Source organism: Pedobacter caeni (assembly GCF_900129215.1).
Classification (GTDB): Bacteria; Bacteroidota; Bacteroidia; order Sphingobacteriales; family Sphingobacteriaceae; genus Pedobacter; species Pedobacter caeni.
In genome coordinates this window covers 325,334-347,936 of sequence record NZ_FQUQ01000003.1, presented here as the reverse complement: position 1 = coordinate 347,936, position 22,603 = coordinate 325,334, and the positions used below count along the sequence as shown (strand labels likewise).

The 22,603-nt window shown below is 41.0% G+C and carries 19 protein-coding genes; 3 read left to right on the top strand and 16 right to left on the bottom strand.

Annotated elements, in window-relative coordinates; all coding sequences use genetic code 11:
- Positions 1–118 precede the first annotated feature (118 nt).
- The 8 genes from atpG to BUC20_RS16035 form a co-directional block, all read right to left on the bottom strand.
- On the bottom strand, positions 119–1,003 hold the full coding sequence (gene atpG, locus BUC20_RS16070; protein WP_073232112.1) for an ATP synthase F1 subunit gamma: 885 nt from the start codon (positions 1,001–1,003) through the stop codon (positions 119–121).
- A gap of 27 nt (positions 1,004–1,030) precedes the next feature.
- Entirely contained in the window at positions 1,031–2,605 is a 1,575-nt protein-coding gene (gene atpA / locus BUC20_RS16065; protein WP_073232111.1) for a F0F1 ATP synthase subunit alpha, read from the bottom strand.
- A gap of 61 nt (positions 2,606–2,666) precedes the next feature.
- Positions 2,667–3,215, bottom strand: a complete 549-nt coding sequence (gene atpH / locus BUC20_RS16060) for an ATP synthase F1 subunit delta (protein ID WP_073232110.1) — start codon at positions 3,213–3,215, stop codon at positions 2,667–2,669.
- A gap of 31 nt (positions 3,216–3,246) precedes the next feature.
- Positions 3,247–3,741 (bottom strand): F0F1 ATP synthase subunit B, encoded by a 495-nt coding sequence (locus BUC20_RS16055; protein ID WP_073232109.1) that lies wholly within the window; start codon positions 3,739–3,741, stop codon positions 3,247–3,249.
- Between the two features lie 75 nt (positions 3,742–3,816).
- Complete coding sequence (gene atpE / locus BUC20_RS16050; RefSeq protein WP_062551197.1) at positions 3,817–4,026, bottom strand: ATP synthase F0 subunit C; 210 nt, start codon at positions 4,024–4,026, stop codon at positions 3,817–3,819.
- Between the two features lie 41 nt (positions 4,027–4,067).
- On the bottom strand, positions 4,068–5,198 hold the full coding sequence (gene atpB, locus BUC20_RS16045) for a F0F1 ATP synthase subunit A (protein ID WP_073232108.1): 1,131 nt from the start codon (positions 5,196–5,198) through the stop codon (positions 4,068–4,070).
- 14 nt (positions 5,199–5,212) lie between these two features.
- Positions 5,213–5,602, bottom strand: a complete 390-nt coding sequence (locus BUC20_RS16040; protein ID WP_073232107.1) for a hypothetical protein — start codon at positions 5,600–5,602, stop codon at positions 5,213–5,215.
- Positions 5,603–5,649: 47 nt separating this feature from the next.
- Positions 5,650–5,871, bottom strand: a complete 222-nt coding sequence (locus BUC20_RS16035; protein WP_073232106.1) for an AtpZ/AtpI family protein — start codon at positions 5,869–5,871, stop codon at positions 5,650–5,652.
- 111 nt (positions 5,872–5,982) lie between these two features.
- Between BUC20_RS16035 and porW the strand changes: the two genes are divergently transcribed.
- Genes porW through uvrC form a run of 3 tightly spaced genes read left to right on the top strand, consistent with a single transcriptional unit; the run spans position 5,983 to position 12,815 of the window.
- Complete coding sequence (porW, locus tag BUC20_RS16030; protein ID WP_073232105.1) at positions 5,983–8,772, top strand: type IX secretion system periplasmic lipoprotein PorW/SprE; 2,790 nt, start codon at positions 5,983–5,985, stop codon at positions 8,770–8,772.
- Positions 8,773–8,774: 2 nt separating this feature from the next.
- Complete coding sequence (locus BUC20_RS16025; RefSeq protein WP_073232104.1) at positions 8,775–10,997, top strand: transglycosylase domain-containing protein; 2,223 nt, start codon at positions 8,775–8,777, stop codon at positions 10,995–10,997.
- Positions 10,998–11,015: 18 nt separating this feature from the next.
- On the top strand, positions 11,016–12,815 hold the full coding sequence (gene uvrC / locus BUC20_RS16020; RefSeq protein ID WP_073232103.1) for an excinuclease ABC subunit UvrC: 1,800 nt from the start codon (positions 11,016–11,018) through the stop codon (positions 12,813–12,815).
- Positions 12,816–12,878: 63 nt separating this feature from the next.
- Here uvrC and porN read toward each other — a convergent pair whose 3' ends face one another.
- From porN to BUC20_RS15980, 8 genes are all read right to left on the bottom strand, one after another.
- Positions 12,879–13,757 carry a type IX secretion system ring subunit PorN/GldN gene (gene porN / locus BUC20_RS16015; protein WP_073232102.1) on the bottom strand — a complete coding sequence of 293 codons (879 nt, stop codon included), beginning with the start codon at positions 13,755–13,757 and terminating at the stop codon, positions 12,879–12,881.
- Between the two features lie 8 nt (positions 13,758–13,765).
- Positions 13,766–15,304: a type IX secretion system motor protein PorM/GldM gene (porM, locus tag BUC20_RS16010; RefSeq protein ID WP_073232101.1), complete on the bottom strand. Its 1,539-nt coding sequence runs from the start codon at positions 15,302–15,304 to the stop codon at positions 13,766–13,768.
- Positions 15,305–15,348: 44 nt separating this feature from the next.
- Complete coding sequence (gene porL / locus BUC20_RS16005) at positions 15,349–16,161, bottom strand: type IX secretion system motor protein PorL/GldL (protein WP_073232100.1); 813 nt, start codon at positions 16,159–16,161, stop codon at positions 15,349–15,351.
- A gap of 37 nt (positions 16,162–16,198) precedes the next feature.
- The gene (gene porK, locus BUC20_RS16000) at positions 16,199–17,554 is read right to left on the bottom strand and encodes a T9SS ring complex lipoprotein PorK/GldK (RefSeq protein WP_084528956.1); all 1,356 of its coding nucleotides are present in this window, start codon (positions 17,552–17,554) and stop codon (positions 16,199–16,201) included.
- 223 nt (positions 17,555–17,777) lie between these two features.
- The gene (locus BUC20_RS15995; protein WP_073232098.1) at positions 17,778–18,548 is read right to left on the bottom strand and encodes a uroporphyrinogen-III synthase; all 771 of its coding nucleotides are present in this window, start codon (positions 18,546–18,548) and stop codon (positions 17,778–17,780) included.
- Between the two features lie 17 nt (positions 18,549–18,565).
- On the bottom strand, positions 18,566–19,549 hold the full coding sequence (locus tag BUC20_RS15990) for a DUF4271 domain-containing protein (RefSeq protein ID WP_073232097.1): 984 nt from the start codon (positions 19,547–19,549) through the stop codon (positions 18,566–18,568).
- A 304-nt stretch (positions 19,550–19,853) separates the two neighbouring features.
- Positions 19,854–21,008 (bottom strand): thioredoxin family protein, encoded by a 1,155-nt coding sequence (locus BUC20_RS15985; protein ID WP_159441116.1) that lies wholly within the window; start codon positions 21,006–21,008, stop codon positions 19,854–19,856.
- A gap of 176 nt (positions 21,009–21,184) precedes the next feature.
- The gene (locus BUC20_RS15980) at positions 21,185–22,567 is read right to left on the bottom strand and encodes a TlpA family protein disulfide reductase (protein WP_084529058.1); all 1,383 of its coding nucleotides are present in this window, start codon (positions 22,565–22,567) and stop codon (positions 21,185–21,187) included.
- Positions 22,568–22,603: the final 36 nt, after the last annotated feature.

Here is a 22,603-nt window from a genome sequence, read left to right as displayed (position 1 = left end):
TTCTCTCTTGAAGGGGGGAATCTGTGAAGCTCAGGTTCAACAGCCACCAGAATAAGTAAAACAAAAAGGCCGATCATAAATATATGATTCGGCCTTTTCAAATTAGATATCAGGTAAATTAACCGTTCAATGCTGCTGCACCACTTACAATCTCTGTAAGCTCTGTGGTAATTGCGGCCTGACGTGCCTGGTTGTAAGAAAGCTTTAAGGCTTTCAATAAATCACCGGCATTTTCAGTTGCTTTATCCATTGAAGTCATACGGGCACCATGCTCAGAAGCATGAGAATCCAGTACTGCTTTATACAATTGAATTTTGATAGATTTAGGAATCAACTGCTCCACGATCTGCTCCTGAGAAGGCTCTAAAATATAATCCACTACGTGAGCAGATTTTACTTCTTCAGCATCTTCAGTTTTAGGCAGAGGTAACAACTGCTCGGTAGTAATGATCTGAACAGCGGCATTTTTGAACCTGTTGTACACCAACTCTACTTTATCAAACGTTCCTTTTTCGAAGCCGGCCATGATCGAATCAGTGATCTTGGTTACATTTTCGAAAGTAAGCGCTGTATATACTTCGTTGTTGTTTCCGATGACGTTATAGTTACGTTTCTCGTAGAAATCCTGAGATTTCTTACCGATAGCCACGATACTTACGTTACCTTTTTTGTATTGTTCGCTATATTTTTCCGCGATTAAGTTATTGGTTGCTTTAATCACGTTCATGTTAAAGGCACCAGCTAAACCACGGTTAGAAGAAACCACTACAATCAATACCTTATTAGGTTCACGTTCCTGAATAAACGGTGACGATGATCCTTCTAAGCTTGCGGAAAGATTTCCTAAGATCTCTTTAAGCTTTGTAGCATACGGACGTAGCTGAACAATCGCATTGGTCGCACGCTTCAACTTCGCAGCCGAAACCATTTTCATGGCTTTGGTGATCTGCTGTGTAGATTGCACCGATGATATACGTATTCTTACTTCTTTTAAATTAGCCATTCTTTTTTATTCTTCAGTCGAGAGTAATTAGTATTTACTTGAAAGCTCTTTTGCAACAGTTTCCAACACTCCGGTAATTTGATCATCAAATTTTCCAGCTTTTAACGCTTTCAAAGTATCAGGATGACGTAATTCCAGTTGTTGTAAATACTCAGCTTCAAATTCTTTTACTTTATTTACAGGAACTGAACGCATTAAGTTTTTAGTACCGATATAGATAATTGCTACTTGTTTCTCAACAGTCATTGGAGAGAACTGTCCTTGTTTAAGGATTTCCACGTTACGTGAACCTTTATCAAGAACTGATTTCGTAGCTGCATCAAGGTCAGAACCGAATTTAGAGAAAGCCTCTAGCTCACGGTATTGTGCCTGATCCAGTTTCAATGTACCAGCAACTTTTTTCATTGATTTGATCTGCGCGTTACCACCCACACGTGATACCGAGATACCTACGTTAATTGCCGGACGGATACCTGCGTTGAACAAGTTGGTTTCTAAGAAGATCTGTCCGTCAGTAATTGAAATTACGTTCGTAGGGATATATGCAGAAACGTCACCAGCCTGAGTTTCGATAATCGGAAGAGCAGTTAATGAACCACCACCTTTAACGATACCTTTTAATGATTCAGGAAGATCATTCATTGCCTGTGCGATCTCATCGTTAGAGTTGATCTTAGCCGCACGCTCTAATAAACGACTGTGAAGATAGAACACGTCACCTGGATAAGCCTCACGACCCGGTGGACGACGTAACAATAGAGAAACCTCACGGTAAGCTACAGCCTGTTTAGACAAATCATCATAAACAATTAGTGCCGGTCTACCCGTATCACGGAAGAACTCACCGATCGCTGCACCAGAGAAAGGAGCATAGAACTGTAATGGAGCAGGTTCAGCAGCAGAAGCAGCAACAACAACCGTATATGGCATTGCACCGTTTTCCTCTAATGTACGAACGATGTTCGCTACAGTACTTGCTTTTTGTCCGCAAGCAACATATATACAGAATACAGGGTTACCTGCTTCGTAAAATTCTTTTTGGTTGATGATCGTATCGATACATACCGCAGTTTTACCAATCTGACGGTCACCAATAACCAACTCACGTTGACCACGACCGATTGGAATCATCCCATCGATAGCTTTGATACCAGTTTGCAAAGGCTCAGTAACCGGCTGACGATAGATTACCCCAGGAGCTTTACGCTCGATCGGCATTTCATAAGTCTGGCCAATGATTGGTCCTTTACCGTCGATTGGCTCACCCATAGTGTTCACCACGCGACCTAACATACCTTCACCAACTTTGATAGAGGCGATTTTCTTAGTACGTTTAATCGTATCACCTTCTTTGATCGTGTCAGATGGGCCTAATAAAACCACACCAACATTATCTTCTTCAAGGTTCAAAACAATACCTTGCAAGCCGTTTTCAAATTCAACTAACTCGCCGGATTGAACTTTAGTTAAACCATAAACACGGGCAATACCATCACCCACCTGCAATACGGTACCAACTTCTTCAAGTTCTGCTTCTGATTTAAAGCCCGCCAATTGTTGCCTGATAATTGCCGATACTTCGTCTGGTCTTACCTCTACCATAATTTTATATTATTTCTTTTGTAAATCAGTATATGTTATCTTCTATTATTAAATACTCAAGTTAAACAATTCCCTGAGCAAATTCTTTTTTAAGTTTATTCAAACCATTGGCGATACTTGCATCAAACTGCTTATCCCCAACCTTTAAAATAAAACCGCCAATCAGCTTGTCATTAACTTTTTCTTTAATCACCACTTCATTAGCGCCTACTTCCTTTTTCACTATCGCTACGATCTCTGCCCTGTTTGCTTCAGTCAGTTCGGTAGCTGAAGTTACCTCAGCAGTTACAATTCCTTTAATCACATTGTATTGCTGAATAAAGGCTTTTGCTGTTCCGAATAAGATTTCAGAACGTCCTTTGTTTACCACCAGTTTTAAGAAGGCTTTGGTTACCGCATTTACTTTGGCTCCAAAGATGTTTTCCAAAATCCCTGACTTCTTATCTAAAGGAACGATAGGGTTTTTAAGAATGGCTTCTAATTCCGGATTCTGATCAATTACCTGATCTAAAAGAACCATATCGTTTTTGATTTCTTCCAAAGCATTCTGCTCAGTAGAAAGATCTATTAACGATTTGGCGTATCTCGATGCTGCTTTATTTTCTAACATTTTTATCTAATTTGGCTAAACAAACTATCAACTAGTTTAATTCAACATCTTTTAAAAGATTAGCAACTAAATCCTGTTGGGTAGCTTTGTCCTGTAATTGATTACGCAACACACGTTCTGCGATATCCAGTGATAGCGTAGAAACCTGGTTTTTCAATTCTGCCAAAGCAGCTTTCTTTTGGTTTTCAATTTCAATCTTAGCCTTTTCAATTAATTTAGCGCCTTCAGTTTGTGCTGAAAGTTTAGCTTCATTAACGATATTATCTTTAAGCGTTTTTGCTTCTTTCAAGATCAAATCACGTTCAGCACGGGCAGACTTCATCAACTCCTCATTCTGAGCAGTTAAACGGGTCATTTCTTGTTTCGCCAGTTCAGCTTTATTTAAAGCCTCATCGATCGATTGCTCACGTTCTTTAATTGCTGCTAAAACAGGTTTCCAGGCAAATTTTGCCAATAGGAACATTAGCAATAAGAAAGCAATGGATTGAAAGATAACTAGGCCAAATTCAGGTAATAATAATTCCATCTGATGTATATATTAATATTTTTTTCTTTTTTAACAATAAATGGTACCAGGCTTACACCTGGCACCTTTTAATTTTTAGCCATTACCCATTAGGGCAACTACTACTGCGAAAAGCGCAACAGCCTCAACGAAGGCAGCAGCGATTAACATTGCAGTTTGAATTTTAGAGGCAGCTTCTGGTTGACGAGCAATACCGTCCATAGCTGAACCACCAATGCGTCCGATACCCAGACCAGCGCCAATCGCAGCTAATCCTGCACCAATTGCAGCAATACTTCCTGTAATCATGATTTTATATATTAATTGTTGTTAAAAAATAATTCTAATTAATGGTGTTCTTCAATTGCCATTCCGATAAACAGGGCAGACAAAATGGTAAAGATAAAGGCCTGGATAAAAGCAACCAATAACTCTATGGCGCCAATAAACACCGCAAATGCGATCGATACCGGGGCAATGTATAAGCTGTTGAATACAAACACAAGGCAGATTAATGACAACACTAAAATGTGTCCTGCAGTGATGTTCGCAAACAAACGAATCATTAAGGCAATAGGTTTGGTAAAGATACCGAACAACTCTACCGGAACCATTACAATGTACATCCACCATGGTACATCAGGCATAAAGATGTGTTTCCAGTAGTATTTGTTACCATTGAATACCGTAAGGCAGAATGTAGCGATTGCTAAGATCATCGTTACTGCGATGTTACCTGTTAAGTTCGCTCCACCTGGTAAGAAAGGAATTAATCCCAGCATATTGTTGAACCAGATGAAAAAGAATACGGTTAATAAATAAGGCATGAAGCGCTCATATTTATGTCCAAGATTCGGTTTCGCAATATCATCACGTACAAACAGGATGATCGGCTCCATCCAGGATTGTAATCCTTTAGGCGATTTTCCTACACGTTTTTTGTAACCGTTGGCTACATTGATAAATACAACAAGGAGAATGATGATCGATAAGATCAGGGTACAAACGTTCTTGGTAATGGATAAATCCAAAGGACGTGCGTTTGATGCATGATGTTTCTCATCCAGGCTCAGGAACTGCCCGTGCTCGTTAGCTGCATCAGATGCATAATAGATCTTTTCGTGCATCTTCACAAAACGTTGTCCGTTTCTTTCTACTACTACTTTACCCTCATCATCGTGGTTAAAGTCAGCAGAACTGAAGTTTACAAATCCAGCTTTGGTGTACAATATCACCGGAAGATCGATATAGGTATGTCCGATTACATGCCAGCTATGCGAATCCGCAATGTGGTGTAGTGCAAACTTACCAATGTCAAACTTTTCCTTTGCCTCTGGTTGGGCATGGGAATCTTCTGTTACTTGTGCTGTGTCAACCTGAGCAAAAGCTGCGGGTGTAACAGAAAAAAACGCTAAAAACAGCGTAAAAACAACAATTAACCTTTTCACTTTAAACTCAAAAACGTGGCTACAATCCATTTACTCGCAGATTTTTACTTTTTATTTTGGTGGCGCAAGTTACGTAACAAACAGTATATTTCAAAGAAGCTGAACAATAAATATAAAGAAAAAAAATTCAGGACAAAAACAAAGCCGTTTTCCTTGCTCTTCAGGCTGTAAATCAGCACAAAAGCCATAGAAAAAATCATCTTCAATGCAATTGAGCCCATAATTGCCATAATTCCGGTCTCAGGGTTCTTTTTTATGCCTAAATCAGCAAGAATATATGCGATGAAGGTAATGCTGGCTAAAAAGCCAAAGACTAACCAGAATTTCTTAACCAGGATCAGTTCGTCGGGAAAAACAGAAGGAAGGAAATAAGCAATCACAGCCAGAACAAAGCTGTATAATAAATAGTAAAGGGTAAACCGCGTTAAACTCAAATCAGTAATTTTTTACAAAAGTAGGGATTTACAGCGATTTTAAATCATCAGTCGTTATTTTTATTCAGTTGTTTTACAACCTGATACAAAGAAATAACAACCCCGATAATGCTCAAAATTGCAGTAAAGATCGGCGTCTTACTCTGCCTGTATTCATCGATTTTATACCCTGCAAAGGCAAACAGGCCTATTGTGGCCAGCATTTGAAAACTGATAGAAGAATATTTGGCGAAATTATTTATGTTCTTTTTATTTTCGTTTGGTTCCATCTTAATTAAATCTCCTACAAATAAAACCCATTTTGTTAAGAAGTTATTGCTGAATAAAATACTTTTGCATATATTTTGTTGTTATAAGCTTTTAACTCAATCAGCATTTTTTTGGAAAATTACGCAATCAACTCTCTAAAGATAACGCTATTTATCTTTTGTTCCAGTATCCTCTACGCCTGCAGTTCACACAAAGATACTGCCGGAAGCAGGGCTATGCAGAACCTCACCTCCCGTTACAATTATATTTACAATGCCAATGTCATTCTCGGTGAACACCAGCAGGAACTGACAGAAAGCTATGCAGATAACTACGATGAGATCCTTCCCGTATATATCAGCCCTGAAAAGTATGACATTTTTAGCACCAATCAGGCAGCGAGCCTGCCTGCAATGGATGAGATCATAAAAAAAGCAAGGGTCATCCTTTTAGAGAAAAGCTACGGAAACTATGTGGATGAATCGTACCTCCTGCTGGGAAAAGCAAACTTCTACAAACAGAGCTACTTTAATGCCACTGAATATTTTGACTATACTGCCAAAACATTCCCCACAAATACAAAGAGCTATATCCAGGCATTAGACTGGAAAGCAAGGAGCCTGATGCAGCTCAGCAAATACAGTGAGGCGGCCCTGGTCCTGGACACCTTATCCATCGCCATTGCCGATACAAAAATCAACAAAGCAGACCCACTGGCAACAATTGCTCAGATCTATATTCATCAGCGAATGGCAACAGAAGCCATTGGTGCTTTAAAGGAAGCGATTTCCGCCCACCCTACCGGAGCAGAAAAGATCCGCTGGACCTATATCCTGGCACAGCTTTCCGAGCAACAGGAAAACTATCCGGAAGCCCTGGCCTATTATAGAAAGGTGGAGAAAAGTAATGCGCCTTTCGAAATGTATTTTAATGCCAATCTGAACCGCATTAAACTCAATGCCTTTATGAGTGGGGTAAAATTAAACAAACAGGATCAGTTGCTTGCCCTGCTCAAGGATGATAAGAATGAGGATTATCACGATCAGGTGTATTATCAGGTGGCCGAAACCTATGCCAGAGACGGTGATTTCGATCAGGCAAAAAAATATTATAACTTATCTGTACGCAACAGCACCAAGAATGCCTACCAGAAAGGGCTTTCATATTTAAGGATCGCAGACCTGAACTTTAAACACTTCCGGGATTACCGGGGGGCTAAGCTGTATTATGACAGTACAGCGAATACCTTACCCAGAACCTATCCTGGTTATGAGCTGATTCTTAAAAAGAACCAGAACCTGCAATACCTGACGGACCGCTATCAGGTGATTTCATGGGAAGACACCCTCCAATCTATTGCCAAACTTCCGGAACCCGAACGCCTTGCAAAAATCAATTTGCTGGCCAATCCGGTAATAGAACCCGTCAAAGCAACAGAAAGTTATACCGCGAACCCCTTAAATCCTTTTCCAACGGGAAATGATGGCCGCTCTAAAAACACCAATACCAGCAGTGGTTTCTATTTTGCGAATGCCAATGCAATTGGAACCGGGTTTAATGATTTCAAGAAAAAATGGGGCAACAGAAAACTGGAAAATAACTGGCGCCAGAGCATCCGTTCATCAGCCCAGGAAACCATTCAGGACATCAATAAAAATTACAGCAACAACGGAAAAATCGCCGGAAATACCGACAGCGTAGTTGCGGTAGCACCCGATTCCGCTTCAAAAGTAAAAGCCCTTACGGCTTCCGTGCCCCTTACACCGGAACTATTGGCAAAATCAGATCAAAAGATCATTGATGCCTACCATGAGATTGCCAATTTCTACCTTCAGGAGCTGAATGATCCTAAAGAGGCAGCAGAGGTTTATCAAATCCTGCTGGACCGTTATCCAAACAACAACCGCCTGGCCTCCATCTATTATGGAATGTTCCTGGTGAACAAAACGCTTGATCCGGCAAAAGCCGAAGTGTATAAAAATAAAGTATTAACGGAATTTGCTTCTTCTACTTATGCCAAAACCATTCTGGATCCTTCTTTCTCTCTGAGACAATCGGAAATGGAAACAGTGGTCAACAAACAGTATAATGACCTCTTTGAATGGTATGAGAAAAAAGATTTTGCTGCAGTGATCCAACAGGCAGACGAGGTACTGAAAACAAATCCGGCAAATTACCTGGCGCCACAGTTCGCCTATCTGAAAGCCATTGCGATCGGAAGGACCAGTCATGTGGACCTGCTGATCACTGAATTTGAGAAGATCAATACCAGCTTCCCGGAAGATAAGCTCATTGTACCATTGGTAAAGGAACACCTGGCTTACATCAACGAACACCTGGAGGGTTTTAAAAAGAGACCAATTGCGCTGATTGATTTTGATCCGAATGAACCTAAATTCTTCGGACAACAATTCCCTGTAGTAGCGAGCACAAAGAATCCGGCTACCGAAACCAAACCTGGTCAGCCCGCTAAAGAAACAGAACAGCCGAAAGCAGTTGTACCCACAACAGTAAAAGAAGTAATTCCGGAAAAACCAGTTGCTCCGGTAAAAGTAGTGGGTATTTTTAGCACTGCCGTTTCCAGAATTTATTATTATGTAGTTCATGTGTCTGATGCCTCTCTAACCCTTAGTTCTTCGCGATTTGGCATCGGTCAATTCAACCGTGGAAACTATGCTGAAAACAATCTGCGACATCAATTGACGGAATTTGACAATGATCAGCTTATATTTGTAGGAAACTTTGGTACTTTCGACGACGCAAAAACGTATGCAGAGGAGATCAATCCACAGTTAAAACAAATCATGAAGGTCCCTGCTAACCTTTATAAGAGCTTTATCATTAGCAAAGAAAACTTTGAAAAGCTGAGCAGCAAGGACATTCTGGATAAATACCTGGAATTTTATAAAAACAATTATTAAAAATGAATAAACCACTTTCGAAAGAAGACATCAGAAAGTACAACTATAGACTTTGGAAAATATTAATTGCCGGAATCGTTTTATTCGCACTTTTCATTATTGCAGTAGGTTTTGGCTTGTTCGGTGAACTTCCTTCCTTCAGAGATATCGAACATCCGAAAAGCAATCAGGCTTCCGAAGTCATTACTGAAGAAGGAAAAGTTCTGGGCACCTATTTCGTTCAGAACCGATCAAATGTGACCTATCCTCAGATCTCCCAGAATGTCATCAATGCTTTGATTGCAACAGAAGACATCCGTTTCAAAGAGCACTCAGGAATAGATTTCAAGCGTACTTTTACCATCTTTCTATATGCGGTGATCGGAAAAAAACAAGGTGGTTCCACCATCACCCAACAGCTGGCACTGAACCTTTTCTCTGAAGAAGGCAGACAAAAGAATTTCGCCAAACGCCTTTTACAAAAATTCCAGGAATGGGTAATTGCGGTAAAATTAGAGCGTAACTATACCAAGGAAGAAATCATTGTGATGTATTTAAACACGGTTGATTTCGGAAATCAGGCCTATGGCATCAAATCTGCGGCAAGGGTTTATTTTAACACTACTCCCGATAAACTGACTGTTGGCCAGGCGGCAACCCTGGTAGGGATCCTGAAAGGAATTTCCAGATATTCCCCTACCCGTAACCCGGACCGCTCTTTAGCGCGTAGAAATACCATTATGGGACTAATGGTAAAAGCCGATTTCCTTACAGATCCTGATTTTGAAAAAGAAAAAGAAAAACCATTGGGCTTGCGCTTCAGTGCAGCCACAGTAAATGATGGAATTGCTCCTTATTTCAGAGCCGTATTAAAAAACGACATCAAGAAAATCTTCCAGGACAGGTCCATTCTTAAGTCAGATGGCACACCTTATGACCTGGACAGAGATGGCTTGAGAATAACAACGACCATTAACTACGACATGCAGGTGTTTGCTGAAGAAGCGCAAAAAGAATACATGAAAACCTTACAGGTTTCTTTCAATAACAGCTGGAAAGGGAGAAATCCTTTTAAAGGCAAAGAGATGCAGATTGAGCAGGGGATCAGGAGGTCTGACCGCTATAAGGCATTACAACTGGAAGGAAAGTCAAACGAAGAGATCAAAGCTGATTTCAACACCCCTACCCGATTGAGCATCTTTACCTGGAGGGGCAATGTGGATACCCTGATGAAGCCTATTGATTCAGTAAAATATTATAAGTTATTATTGAGAAATGCAATGATGGCGATGGATCCGCAATCCGGTCAGGTTAAAGCCTGGGTAGGCGGGATTAATTACGAGCATTTCAAGTATGACCAGGTAAAAATGGGAACCAGACAGGTAGGCTCCACAGCCAAGCCTTTTACCTATACGGTGGCCATCGAAAACGGATATTCTCCTTGTTTCAGTGTTCTCAATGAGCCGGTAACGATTGAAGTTCCGGGAAGCCCGGCCTGGACACCAAGATCTTCAGGAACAGTACCCGGATACCTGACTTTGCAAAAAGCACTGGCCTTGTCACAAAATTATATAGCGGCATTCCTGATGAAACAGGTAGGCCCGACAGCAGTGGCGACTTTAGCCAAAAAAATGGGGATTACCTCAGAAGTACCGGCCTATCCATCCATTGCGCTGGGCTCTTTTGACGCCTCAGTTTATGATATGGTAGGTGCCTATAGTGTATTTGCCAATAAAGGCGTATGGAATAAACCAACTTATATCTTAAAGATAGAAGATAAAAACGGAGTTGTATTGTACAGTGAAAAACCGATTCCGGTTCCTGCAATATCTGAAGAAGTCGCTTATGTGATGACCAGAATGCTTCGTGGTGTAGTTACCAATGGAACTGGATGGAGACTGGCAGGAAGATTCGGCGTAACAGGCCCTATCGGTGGTAAAACCGGTACGACCAATGCCAACTCAGATGGTTGGTTTATGGCGATTACCCCTCAATTGGTAGCAGGGGTATGGACCGGCTGTGAAGACCGCGCCTTCCATTTTACCAGTACCGCACAGGGTGATGGGGCAACAACAGCCCTGCCGATCTATGCAGGTTTTATGAAACGGGTATATGCCAGTTCCAAGCTGAAAATGAGTAAAGCTGATTTCGAACCCCCTAAAAATGGCGTGGGCATTACGTTCGACTGTAACCAGTATCAACAACAGGAACAGAAAACTGAACTGGACGAGAAATTAGGCTTCTAATTATTTTAAGAAATTCCCATGAGTGCTTTTGATTATAAAAAGGTATTGGCCGATATTCCGCATAAACCTGGTGTTTACCAGTATTGGGATGTGGAAGATACCCTGATATATATCGGTAAAGCCAAAGACCTGAGAAACCGGGTAGGTTCTTATTTCAACCAGGATAAACAGCTGAACGGGAAGACCAAAGTACTGGTATCCAAGATCCGGAAAATCACCTTTACCATTGTAGATACAGAGATTGATGCCTGGTTGCTGGAAAACAGCCTGATCAAGAAGCATCAGCCCCGCTACAACATCATGCTGAAGGATGATAAGACCTATCCATGGATCATTATCAAGAAGGAACCTTTTCCAAGGGTATTCTGGACCAGGAACAGGGTAAAGGATGGTTCTACTTATTTTGGGCCCTATGCCTCTGTAGGCATGATGCACACCATCCTGGATGTCATTAAAGAAACCTATACCCTGCGTACCTGTAACCTGCCCCTTACGGAAAAGAACATCAGTGCCGGCAAATTTAAAGTTTGTCTGGAATATCAGATCGGGAACTGCAAAGGACCTTGTCAGGCTTACCAGAGTTCAGAAGAGTACGACAGAAATATTGAAGAAATCAAGGACATTCTGAACGGAAAAATCGGAAATGTCATCAAAGATGTGAAGCAGGTGATCAAAGACGCCGCTGCAGAACTTAACTTTGAATACGCACATCAATACCAGCGGAAACTGGTGGTATTGGAAAAATACCAGAGTAAATCCACAGTAGTGAGCAGTGCGATCACCAATATTGATGTGGTGAGTATTGCTTCTGATGAGCGTTATGCTTTTGTGAATTACCTGAAAATCATGAATGGTAGTATTATTCAAACCCAGACCATTGAGATCAAAAAACGACTGGATGAGACGGATGAGGAACTGCTGACTATCGCCATCACCGAATTCAGAACCAAATTTAACAGCACCTCTAAAGAGATCGTTGTTCCTTTTGAAATCATCCTGGAAGATAAAAACCTGAAGTTTACCGTTCCAAAACTCGGGGAAAAGAAAAGCCTGCTGGAACTCTCTCAGAAAAATGTTTTGTTTTTCAAGAAAGAGAAGCTGAACCAGTATGAGAAACTGAACCCTGATTTAAGAACCGACCGGATTTTAACGCAAATGCAGAAGGACCTGAGCTTAACACAGCTGCCTCAGCATATTGAATGTTTTGATAACTCCAACTTCCAGGGCAAGTATCCCGTTTCGGCGATCGTAGTGTTCAAAGATGCCAAACCTTCAAAAAAGGACTACCGGCATTTTAATGTGAAAACCGTAGAAGGTCCCAACGATTTTGCGACAATGGAAGAAGCCGTTTACAGGCGATATAAGCGCATGTTGGAAGAAGAGGGCACATTGCCTCAACTCATCATCATTGACGGTGGTAAAGGACAGCTATCCTCTGCTATGATCAGTTTAAAAAAGCTGGGAATAGATAAGAAGGTCGCAGTGATCGGAATCGCAAAGCGTCTGGAAGAACTGTTCTTCCCCGGAGATCCTTATCCGCTGTACCTCGATAAAAAATCTGAAACGCTCAAAGTCATCCAGCAGCTGAGGGATGAAGCCCACCGTTTTGGGATTACCTTCCACCGGAAGAAAAGGGATCAGGGGACACTTAAGACCGAACTGGAACAGATAGAAGGCATTGGCAAGACCACTGCAGACAAGCTCCTGCGCCATTTCAAATCCGTGAAAAAGATCCGGGAGGCCGAAGAATCAGAGCTGCAGAAAGTCCTCAACAAAGCACAGGTCCTGGCCCTATTGGATTATTTCAGTAAAGTATAACCCATAAAAAAATCCGGTTCCTTTAACAGGAGACCGGATTTGTTATGAAATGATCTTTCGGAATTAATATTCCCAAAGGCTTTGTTCGAAATCAGCTATAGATTTTTTGATCTTTTCCGATTCGTATAGTTTTCTTGGGTCTTTAGGATCTGTAAGTCCCAGCATATCCGTGATATTTTTATTGCCCGGATTGGTTTCTTTTACAATGTAACTGGCAAACAAACGTCTGACAAAAAAATCATCAAAGGTCAGCACCGAGGCATCATTCCCAGGATTCATCAATTTCTTTTTAGTCAGCAATTCTCTTGCATCATCATAATAGATCCAAAATACCGGCTGCCAGTTTCCTTCTACCATTTTCATCGGTGCCAGACCCACGATTCTAGGTTCAAAAATAGAACGTTTGGTATCCAGAATCCAATCCTCTTTGATTCTGAACTTTTGATATTCATCAGGTCTGAATTTTTTTAAGCTTGGTTCAGCGATTTTTCCTGTAGTGGCATCCGGAGTTCCTTCAGTAGTTCCACGCATGTTCTGAAGCGCCTGTTGCGCGGTTAAAGCGATCTTAAAAGAATCATTATCTTCCAGAATCTTTCCGGCAACCGTATCCTTTGAGGAATAGGCTGTCAGCTCTTCATTGGTGATCGCCTCCATCAATACATCAATCAGTCGTGCATTTTCTGCTCTCAACACCGAGTTGATGGTATCTCTAAGGTCAATTTCACGCCAGATCCGCTTAGAATAGAATACGTCTTCTTCCCTTACATCTGCAAATGGAACCATTACGGCACTATCCACATCTTTTCTGGCAGAGAAGCCGTCTTTAGGCGGTGTTTTGATCTTTGTTTTTTTCAGCGGTTTGATGACCGGAGGAATGCTATCCTGTGCGGAAGCTCCAAAACCCAGTAACAGTAACAACGCAATCGTTAAAATATTTTTCATGTTCCCTCCTATTTTGCACTAAATGTAATGCCATCCAACACTTTCTGACGGCCATCAGGTCCTTCGCAAACAATGTCTTTAAAGATCACCGTTGCTCCAGGCTTTATCGAGTTCAAAGCACCTTTTACCTGTCCACTGAATCCAGCGCCACTATTCTGTATCGTTACCGCATCAGATCTTGGATTGATAAATGTTGCCGAGAACCTGATCACTCTGTATTTTACATCAAAAACGAAATCATCCAGCTGGGTATCCATCAGACCGGCACTTTCCAGCCATTCCAGATCAACACTTCCACCTGGCCTGCCTTTCACCAATGCTTTCGGCGTTGGCAAAGCTTTCACCCTGAATTTTTGTGAGCCCAGGTTTAAGGTTTTTCCACCACTTGAGGCGGAAACATTGATGCTCAACTCTTTTCCTACCTGGCTACCCGGTACGTTCACTGTATACTTACCACCTCCACCGGAGATCGTTCCACCAGCCATACTTGCATGTACGCTCTCGAGAGGAAAACCTGCAGCAGATACGGAGAAAGGATTCGGGATACCAGCATAAATCACGTTCATTTTATCCGGTGATACCGTTGCAGAAGGTTTAGCAACCTGATAGGTTTGTTCAGGAGTTTTATACTCCATGATCTTACCATCAGTTTGTTTTACGCGGATCGTTCCTACCCATTTAAAGACCCCTACACTTCCTGTACTTCCGGTATACACCCCTTTGCCGTCTTTTACTGACAATGGGTTGGAGTTGACAGAGATGTCGGGATTAGAGCGGGAATCGCTGGCGGTTAAAAACACCTGAGCTGTATAGGGTTGTCCCTGGATTACATAAGAACTTGGGGCCACCGCTACTGCATCAAACTGATCCAGGTTAACCAATGCCTTGTCCATGTTTCCAAATAATTTTTTCACCACTTCTGCCTCTGCATTTTTCACATCGGACTGAAGTTTTGTTAGAATCGTGTTTGCAGCGGTTAAGGGTGTTCCCTCACCGAAATTAATGTCTGCCCAGTTTTTCTTGCCATTGACTGATTTTTCAGCATCCTTAGCTTCCAGGGAGAACGAAATCCCTTTGCGGTCTTCCGGTTTAAGAAGTGCAATTAGTTTTTCACGGGTTTCATTGATTTTTGCCTGTAATTTATCTCCTTCTTTCTGGTTGATCATGATTCCCTGAGCAATGTCCATATTAGAACGCTCAGTTAAATCTCCTGTTTCCGGATCTATTCCTTTTCCGGCAGTTGAAAACTGATCTTTCAGCTTTTGAATGTAATTGGTAAGCTCATCGGCATAGGCTTTTGCCTTATTTGCACTTTCCCAGATTGGCTGGGCTCTGGCAGGCTCATCCTTAAGTTTAGTGTTCTGAAATGCAGAAAACAATTGGTCAATACTGAGATTGACATTTGTTTTTGAAGTCACCAAACTATCGTTGATGTTCTTAAAAGCATTTAGAATAGTATCTGATACGTTTAAAGCAAGCATAGCTAACAATACCAAATACATGATATTGATCATCTTCTGCCTTGTCGTTTGTTTTCCTGCGGCCATTATTAATTAGGTCTGATGATTAAGTGATAACTAATTAAGTACGCTTATATACGTGGTTGGTTCATGGCAGACAACATATTGCCATAAATTGCATTTAATGAAGATAAGTTTTTAGCCAGTTTTCCAACCTCATCTTTAAACTGTTTCGAATCTTCCATAGACTCATTGAAGTTATTCATCGTCAGGGAAAGGTTCTGATAGAACTTATTCATTGATTTAAGATGTGCACTTGAATCCTGCAATTCCAATTCGTAAACCGCATTTAAGGCGGAAAGATTTTTTGCCAGGGCATTTACCTGTGAGTGGTAAGCCTGAGAAGCACCTGTACTTTCACCAATTTCTACCAATTGAGCTGTTGCTTTAGAAAAGGCTCCGTTTAAGGAATCAAAGCTGGTAGAAGCTGTCTTTAACTTTGTTGTAAATTCGTTTGTTGCTGTTGAAGCATCTGCTACATTAGAAATTGCAGCTACTTTATCTCCGAAAGTGCGCAATCCTGTACCCAGGCTTTCGATCAGTTCCGGTCCTACTTTCGCATCTGATAACATTTTATCAAGGGCAGCCGTAGAAGAGAATGAAGCCGCTGGCTGTACCGCAGGCCTGGAGGAGGATTTAGGCAATTCGCCATCAAAATCGTCTCTTAATTCCGGATACACCCTTTCCCATTCCGGCTCTGGCTCAGGTTGGATAAAACCAGTTAAAGCAAATAAAATCGCTTCAACACCTAATCCGGCTCCAATCATGTAATTGCCCCAAACGCCTCCTAAGTGAAGGATTTTGAAAAGCGCTCCTAGAATTACTACGCTGGCACCAAGCGATATTGCCAGGTGCATCTTATCGAATTTACGTTTTGCTGCCATTTTCTTAAGGATGAAGAGGTGTGGTATGTTGTTTTTTTTAGTTTCTATTCTTGATGTCAGATCCCGGATAGGCGGAAATACACCTGAAACCGATATATGATCTGGCCTGATCCTGATACTCATAAGTACCTACAGAGTTTTGAAGGAAAAATCCGATGTCTTTCCATGAACCTCCCCTAACCACTTTACGTTTCAGGTATTTGCTGTCTGTAGATTTAGCTACATAGGTAAAGTTCGGGTTAAAATCAAGCAACAGAGGCGCTGCAGATTGATTATAAGCAGTAACTGTCCATTCTGCCACGTTACCGGCCATATTGTATAAGCCGTAATCATTCGGGAAATAAGATTTTACGTTAACCGTATATAACCCTCCATCATCAGAATAGTTTCCACGTCCGACTTTGAAATTGGCTTGCATACATCCTTTGGTATTGCGCACATAAGGGCCGCCCCATGGATATTTGGTTTTCACATTACCTCCCCTTGCGGCATATTCAAATTGCGCATCACTTGGCAACTGGTATTCTGGTCTTGAATTTAAAGGTTGTTTTCTGGATACTGCTACAGATTCATAGAAACGGGTGCGCCATACACAAAAGGCAGTGGCTTGTTCCCAGTTCACTCCCACAACCGGATAGTCGTCGTAAGAAGGGTGATTAAAATATGTTTTGACCATCGGATCATTCTGTGAGTAAGAATAATCAACTTTCCAAACCAGGGTATCAGGATAAACGTTTACCGAAGGGAACTGATTTGGTTTAGCAGGGTCAGGAAGGTCAGTATAAGTGATAATGAAATCCTGTCTTTTTTTAGTCGGGTCTTTCCTGCCTTCTGCAGCGAGATCTAAACTGTTGATGCTGTACGCATATTTCAGTTTTCTGATGTCAATCTCATTTCTGCCTGGTAATGCATCAGCTCCACTGTAATACATATCGGTAAGCTTCGGACCAAGACCACCTGATTTAGTGCTCCAGAGGTTAGAACCATTCCCTACTTTCTTCCAGTCGATATAACGCTCAGAAACTGAAGTCGGGGCTCCTGTAGGAACTGGTTTATAAAAGGCAGCAGCACCGCTGGGGCCTAAAGTAGTGATGGCTACAGAATCTCTTACCCAATTTACAAATTGTCGGTATTCTGCATTTGAGATCTCCGTCTGATCCATAAAGAACGCACTGAATGAAGTCATTCTGCTTGGAGAGCTTTGAGAATTATTGATGTCTTCGTCAGACATTCCTATCAATGTCCTTCCGGGAGGTACGTATACCATTCCTAAGGGAACCCGGTTGTTTTTGAACTTTTTATTGTATACTCCAACCAATTCTCCCTGTCCGCCCTTTCCGCAGCTGGCCAATAGTATTGTAGCAATAAATCCAAAAAAGTAGATGTTTCTCATCATAAGGTCAGGCAATTTTATAGCAATTTTATAGATTAAGATTCATATAAACAACTATTAAGCCATAAAAATGCGACTAAAAACAATAATGAACAAAGTTCTTCGTTCATTACCACCTACCAACCCATTGTCTGAAAGTACTTTCTACTAAAAATTAAAAAGTGCTAACTTTCAAAAAAGTGAGCAGAAAGCAATAACCATAAGCTACAAAAATAACCTAATACTATTTATTAGATTTCTTGATATAGTTCTCAATTGCCATGATCATAGATGGTGCTTCCGGCGAAGGCGCAGCGATATCTACAATTAAACCGGCATCTTGTACTGCTTTATGGGTATTCAATCCAAAAGCAGCAATACGGGTATTGTTTTGCTTGAAATCCGGGAAATTTGTAAATAAAGACTGGATGCTGGAAGGGCTAAAGAATCCAATCACATCATAGAACACTTCTGCCAGATCCGAAAGGTCAGAAACTACTGTTCTGAACAATACAGCCGGGGTAAAGTCGTATCCATTTTTCTGAAGGAAATTCATTGTATCTTCCGTTGCCATATCAGAGCATGGGTATAGGAATTTCTCGTTGGCATGTTTTTTCAGTACTTCAGCCAGGTCGGCTGCCGTCTGTTTACCAAAGAAGATTTTACGTTTTCTGTACTGGATGTATTTTTGCAAATACAGGGCGGTAGATTCTGAAATACAGAAATATTTCAGGTCGGCAGGAACGTCATATCTCATTTCTTCGCAAATTCTGAAGAAATGGTCTACCGCATTTCTGCTGGTGAACACTACTGCAGTAAAATCACCTAATGTGATTTTGTCCTTTCTGAAGTCTCTGGCTGGAACTCCTTCAACATGAATGAATGATCTAAAATCAATTTTCAGGTTGTACTTCTTTGCCAAATCAAAATAAGGAGACTTCTCTGTTTCTGGTTTTGGTAAGGTGATTAATATACTTTTAACCTTACGCAACCTATCTTCTGTCTTTTCTTGCATTTTACCTAATTACCGCTTTAAAATCCTATTGCCTTGATTAATATTAATATAGGGCAAATTTCGAGGGCACAAAAGTACAAAAATAAATAGACTTTACTAAATCTATAATGAGATAAAATGTTAATTCCTGCGCGGATAAACTGGAAAGTGAAAATAATTGCCAGAAGTACAAAAGAAGCTGCCACATAGTAAGGTCCATACCTTAAAGGAGATAAGGCAAATGCAATTACCAATGGAATGAATACCAGAGCAAGATTAAAGTAACTTAAATATAATATAGAAACATATTCATTTACGGCTTTCTGCACATCAAAAAGGTAGCCTAACATCCGTAAAATGATAATTTTAAGAACATATAAGACCACAATAAGTATCGAAATACTTACATAAAACTGGAACCCGCTACTGGAGAAAGTGACGTGATAATACTGGGAAACCAGGTAAAAGAACATGCCCAGAGTAAAGCCAAACTGCACAAATAACAGTAGAAATGGCCATGAGGTAAAGAGGTTATCTTCCTTATTGAGGTTGTTCAGAACACGGTTGCTAAAGAACGATTGAATGATGCTTTGCAACTGCTTGGAGAAGGAGATTTTGAGCGCAGAAAAGATCGCCAGCAAAATGGCCAGTACCCCAAGAACCCAGATCTCCCCTTTCGGGTTTGGTTTTCCGGTTCTGAAAGGACTGATCTTTTTTGTCGAACCCATTTCAGTATAGCGGTTATAAAGGCCTGTGTTCTTAGAAATATTTGCTTTCAGGATACTGTCGATAATGATATTTTTATCGATCAGGGAATCCGGCAGAATCCAGGTATGTGTAATAATGGAATCCGTTACATACTTCATTCTGGCATAATACGCTGCATCCTTCACAATTTTTTGTGGGAAAATACGCTTTGCCGGCAAGGTATCTGTGGGAACAGTTGCGATTTGGGCATACCCCTCATGAAGGCCCGCAGCAAAAAAAATCAGAAGCAGCAGGATGATGCGGTTTAAATTCATTGCTGCAAATTTAGTTTATTATTGTATTAATTCTGAAAAGGTTTTTACTTCCAAAACCGCAAGCGTTAAAAACAGAAAAAAGGAACGTTAAGGATTTCGCTTATCAACGATATACCAGATTCAGGCCTGCCTGAAGAATCCCTCATTCCCCCCCAATTCTTACTCGATGCTTACCCGCCTTTAATACGCTTATGACCGAGTCTGCACCGAGTATAGACCGAGGTTAGGGCTTGTATAGGTAAAACCAGGTATTTGCCTTTTTTCCAAATAACTCAGACGATGTCAATACAGCCCCTTCTTCATCTCAGGAGCCTTTTGCCAGTATTTCCTCAAAATAACTGGTGCTCTTTTTTAACAGTCGGGACTTTATCAATCCCCATTCTGCATATTTTTTCGCTGCCTGCTGATCATTTTGATCTAACATCAATCTTGCAGCAGTAGCAAGAACCGAGGAAGAAGTATCTTTGTTCACTACTTTTTTCATCCATTGAACAAACAGTTTTTTCTCCTCTGCATCAACATTGGGTCCATACAGGTACATCGATAAGTAACGGATTTTATTGTCATCATCATTATAGTTTTGAGCAGCATATCTGAAAAATGACTTATGGTCTTTATGCCTGTTGTAATAATAGGCTTCAGCCATATCCAACCTTGCATAGCCCCAATCTTTTTCAGAAAAAAGCGGTTTAACCTCAACAAGAAAAGCATTAAAAATGGCCTCATCAGGGGTACCGCCCAGAGCTTTCAGGCGCAGGTTCATAATGGCAATACGCTTCCCCCAGATCAGCTCTTTACCATATTTTTCCTCAAGCAATTCATAGTTTTTCAAGAAATAGTCATCCCATTTTTTATTGATGCTTTTACTGATCACAAAAGGGATTGCATCAGATTCAAGCAGAACATCCTTGCTTTGATCCAAATGGGCAACAACGGCTTCTGTTTTCATTGGATGACGCGCTTTGAACATGGCAGGATAAAAATCAGGGTAAGAAACCTGCATTGAAGTGCTAAATCCACTTAAGAGCTCTTTCTTATTAGATTTCAAGACTGCTTCGCTTAACAGTTCCTGAAACTTATCCGCTTCCTGATACCCTGAAAACCTGGAAATCAGATACCCCTCCCCGTTTAAAATCAGGAAAGTCGGAAAACCCGTGACTGCATATTTCACCTGCAGCTCCTTCCCAAGCTCTTCTACCATAAAATCGATTTTAACGTTCAGGAAATTCTCCTTCATAAAGGTCATGACTGATGGAAGCGGGAATACTTCATCGTCCATTTGTTTACAGGGATGACAGCCCACAAAATAGCTATCCACAAATACCAGTTTATTCTCTTTTTTTGCCTTTGCAAGCAACTCTTTCCAGGAGTTGACTTTAACAAACTGGCTCTCCTGAGCATTAACCTGCAGGCATACGACCATTAGCAACAGCAGCACATATAATTTTGATATTTTCATTGTTTTGAGATCTGTCTTATTTAAAATCATTTATTTTTCATTAAAATCCGCATCTGGGGGGGGGAATGCCATGGGGATGCAGGAAGGATCTTGCCACTCCTACATCCCATTCAGGCCAGCCACTAATAGAACGGCCAATCACAAAACAGAGCGTCGATGTAATGTCTGAATAGCAATTATTTTGCTAATGTTTTTTCCAGCAAAGCCTTGAGTTCCGGACTTGAAGGCCTTGGAGAATCTACCGTAACGATTTTACCTTGCCTGTCGAAGACCATAAAACGTGGAATCCCGGTGATCTTGTAATACTGAGCAAGGTCACCCCAGCCTGAAGCAAATAACTGAGTACCTCCCAAATGATCATCAGCTATCATTTTAAGCCATTTATCTTTGTCTTTAGCTTCATCTACCGAGATGCTGACAATAGAAATATCCCTGCCTTTCATCTCCTCCTCCAGTTTTTTCAAATGAGGAATTTCTGCTTTGCATGGTCCACACCAGGTTGCCCATACATCTACCAAAACAACTTTCCCTTTTAAATGATCCATGGTAACGATGTTCCCTTCTTTATCCGGATAGGAGAATTTAAAAGCAGCATCGCCCGCCTTTAGTAAAGCCAAAGGAGCCAGAATATCCATACTTCTTTTTTTCTGGCTATTGGTAACCACATACTGACCATAGGTATCTATCAGCTCTTTATAGGTTTCATGGCTTTTAGCTCTTTCTGCATGGTCCAGTACCACATCTCCCTTTAAAGTATCGTTAGGCAAAAAAGCCAGCGTATTCTTCAGCCCTTCCAAACCCAGTGCGTATTTCGTGTTTTGTTGTCGCTGATTAACCATGATCATCCCGGTAAGCATCCGTAATCCCCAGGGTTGCTGGTAAACTAAAGCGGCGTTTCCCGCAAAATCCGTCGCTTTAATTGTGGCATAAAACGGACTCCATTCTTCTACAGATGGATGTGCCGAACGTGGCGTATTTATGAAATTGGTCGCATATCCAGCCATATCCCAGGCCATGTATTGTTTGATCCGCTGATCAAACTTCCCATTTCCGGTACTCTTTTCTTTCAGGAATACTTTTGATTTTGCTGCAATTTCTTCCAGCTGAGGAAAAAAATCTTTATAAATACTTTGAACCTTCATAAAGTTAACCGACTTATGTTCCAAAGGGAAAACGAGGTCATGCCATTGGGTCATTATTACATTTTCTTTAGAGTTCAACTTACCGGTAAGCACATAACTGGAATCCTGGATAGAGAAAGATAGTTTTTCACCCCCCTTAAAATAAAACTTATAATTGTCGTTCGGACTTACAGCCTGACCGGTACCAATTACATACAACCCTTCATATTCAGGGTAAAAAATGAATCCAAACTTTCCCTTTTCCCCTGGGGTGGAACTTGCAATTTCTACGGCCTTTCCCTCTTTTACTTTAAAGAGTTTAACCGGAAGCATCTTCTTTTTCATCAACAATCCGGTAACCTCTACCGGTAATTGTGCACTTGCCGCAAAAGTGCTGACGGACAATGCCACTATGGCAAATATTTTTCTAAAATTCATGGTTTTATCGGTATGGTTATTTTTTTCAGAATTAAA

Bases quoted from the DNA above. Each gene is read 5' to 3' on its own strand.
- atpG (WP_073232112.1), bottom strand. From the start codon at position 1,003: ATGGCTAATTTAAAAGAAGTAAGAATACGTATATCATCGGTGCAATCT.
- atpA (WP_073232111.1), bottom strand. From the start codon at position 2,605: ATGGTAGAGGTAAGACCAGACGAAGTATCGGCAATTATCAGGCAACAA.
- atpH (WP_073232110.1), bottom strand. From the start codon at position 3,215: ATGTTAGAAAATAAAGCAGCATCGAGATACGCCAAATCGTTAATAGAT.
- BUC20_RS16055 (WP_073232109.1), bottom strand. From the start codon at position 3,741: ATGGAATTATTATTACCTGAATTTGGCCTAGTTATCTTTCAATCCATT.
- atpB (WP_073232108.1), bottom strand. From the start codon at position 5,198: ATGGATTGTAGCCACGTTTTTGAGTTTAAAGTGAAAAGGTTAATTGTT.
- BUC20_RS16035 (WP_073232106.1), bottom strand. From the start codon at position 5,871: ATGGAACCAAACGAAAATAAAAAGAACATAAATAATTTCGCCAAATAT.
- BUC20_RS16025 (WP_073232104.1), top strand. From the start codon at position 8,775: ATGAATAAACCACTTTCGAAAGAAGACATCAGAAAGTACAACTATAGA.
- uvrC (WP_073232103.1), top strand. From the start codon at position 11,016: ATGAGTGCTTTTGATTATAAAAAGGTATTGGCCGATATTCCGCATAAA.
- porN (WP_073232102.1), bottom strand. From the start codon at position 13,757: ATGAAAAATATTTTAACGATTGCGTTGTTACTGTTACTGGGTTTTGGA.
- porM (WP_073232101.1), bottom strand. From the start codon at position 15,304: ATGGCCGCAGGAAAACAAACGACAAGGCAGAAGATGATCAATATCATG.
- porL (WP_073232100.1), bottom strand. From the start codon at position 16,161: ATGGCAGCAAAACGTAAATTCGATAAGATGCACCTGGCAATATCGCTT.
- porK (WP_084528956.1), bottom strand. From the start codon at position 17,554: ATGAGAAACATCTACTTTTTTGGATTTATTGCTACAATACTATTGGCC.
- BUC20_RS15995 (WP_073232098.1), bottom strand. From the start codon at position 18,548: ATGCAAGAAAAGACAGAAGATAGGTTGCGTAAGGTTAAAAGTATATTA.
- BUC20_RS15990 (WP_073232097.1), bottom strand. From the start codon at position 19,549: ATGAATTTAAACCGCATCATCCTGCTGCTTCTGATTTTTTTTGCTGCG.
- BUC20_RS15985 (WP_159441116.1), bottom strand. From the start codon at position 21,008: ATGAAAATATCAAAATTATATGTGCTGCTGTTGCTAATGGTCGTATGC.
- BUC20_RS15980 (WP_084529058.1), bottom strand. From the start codon at position 22,567: ATGAATTTTAGAAAAATATTTGCCATAGTGGCATTGTCCGTCAGCACT.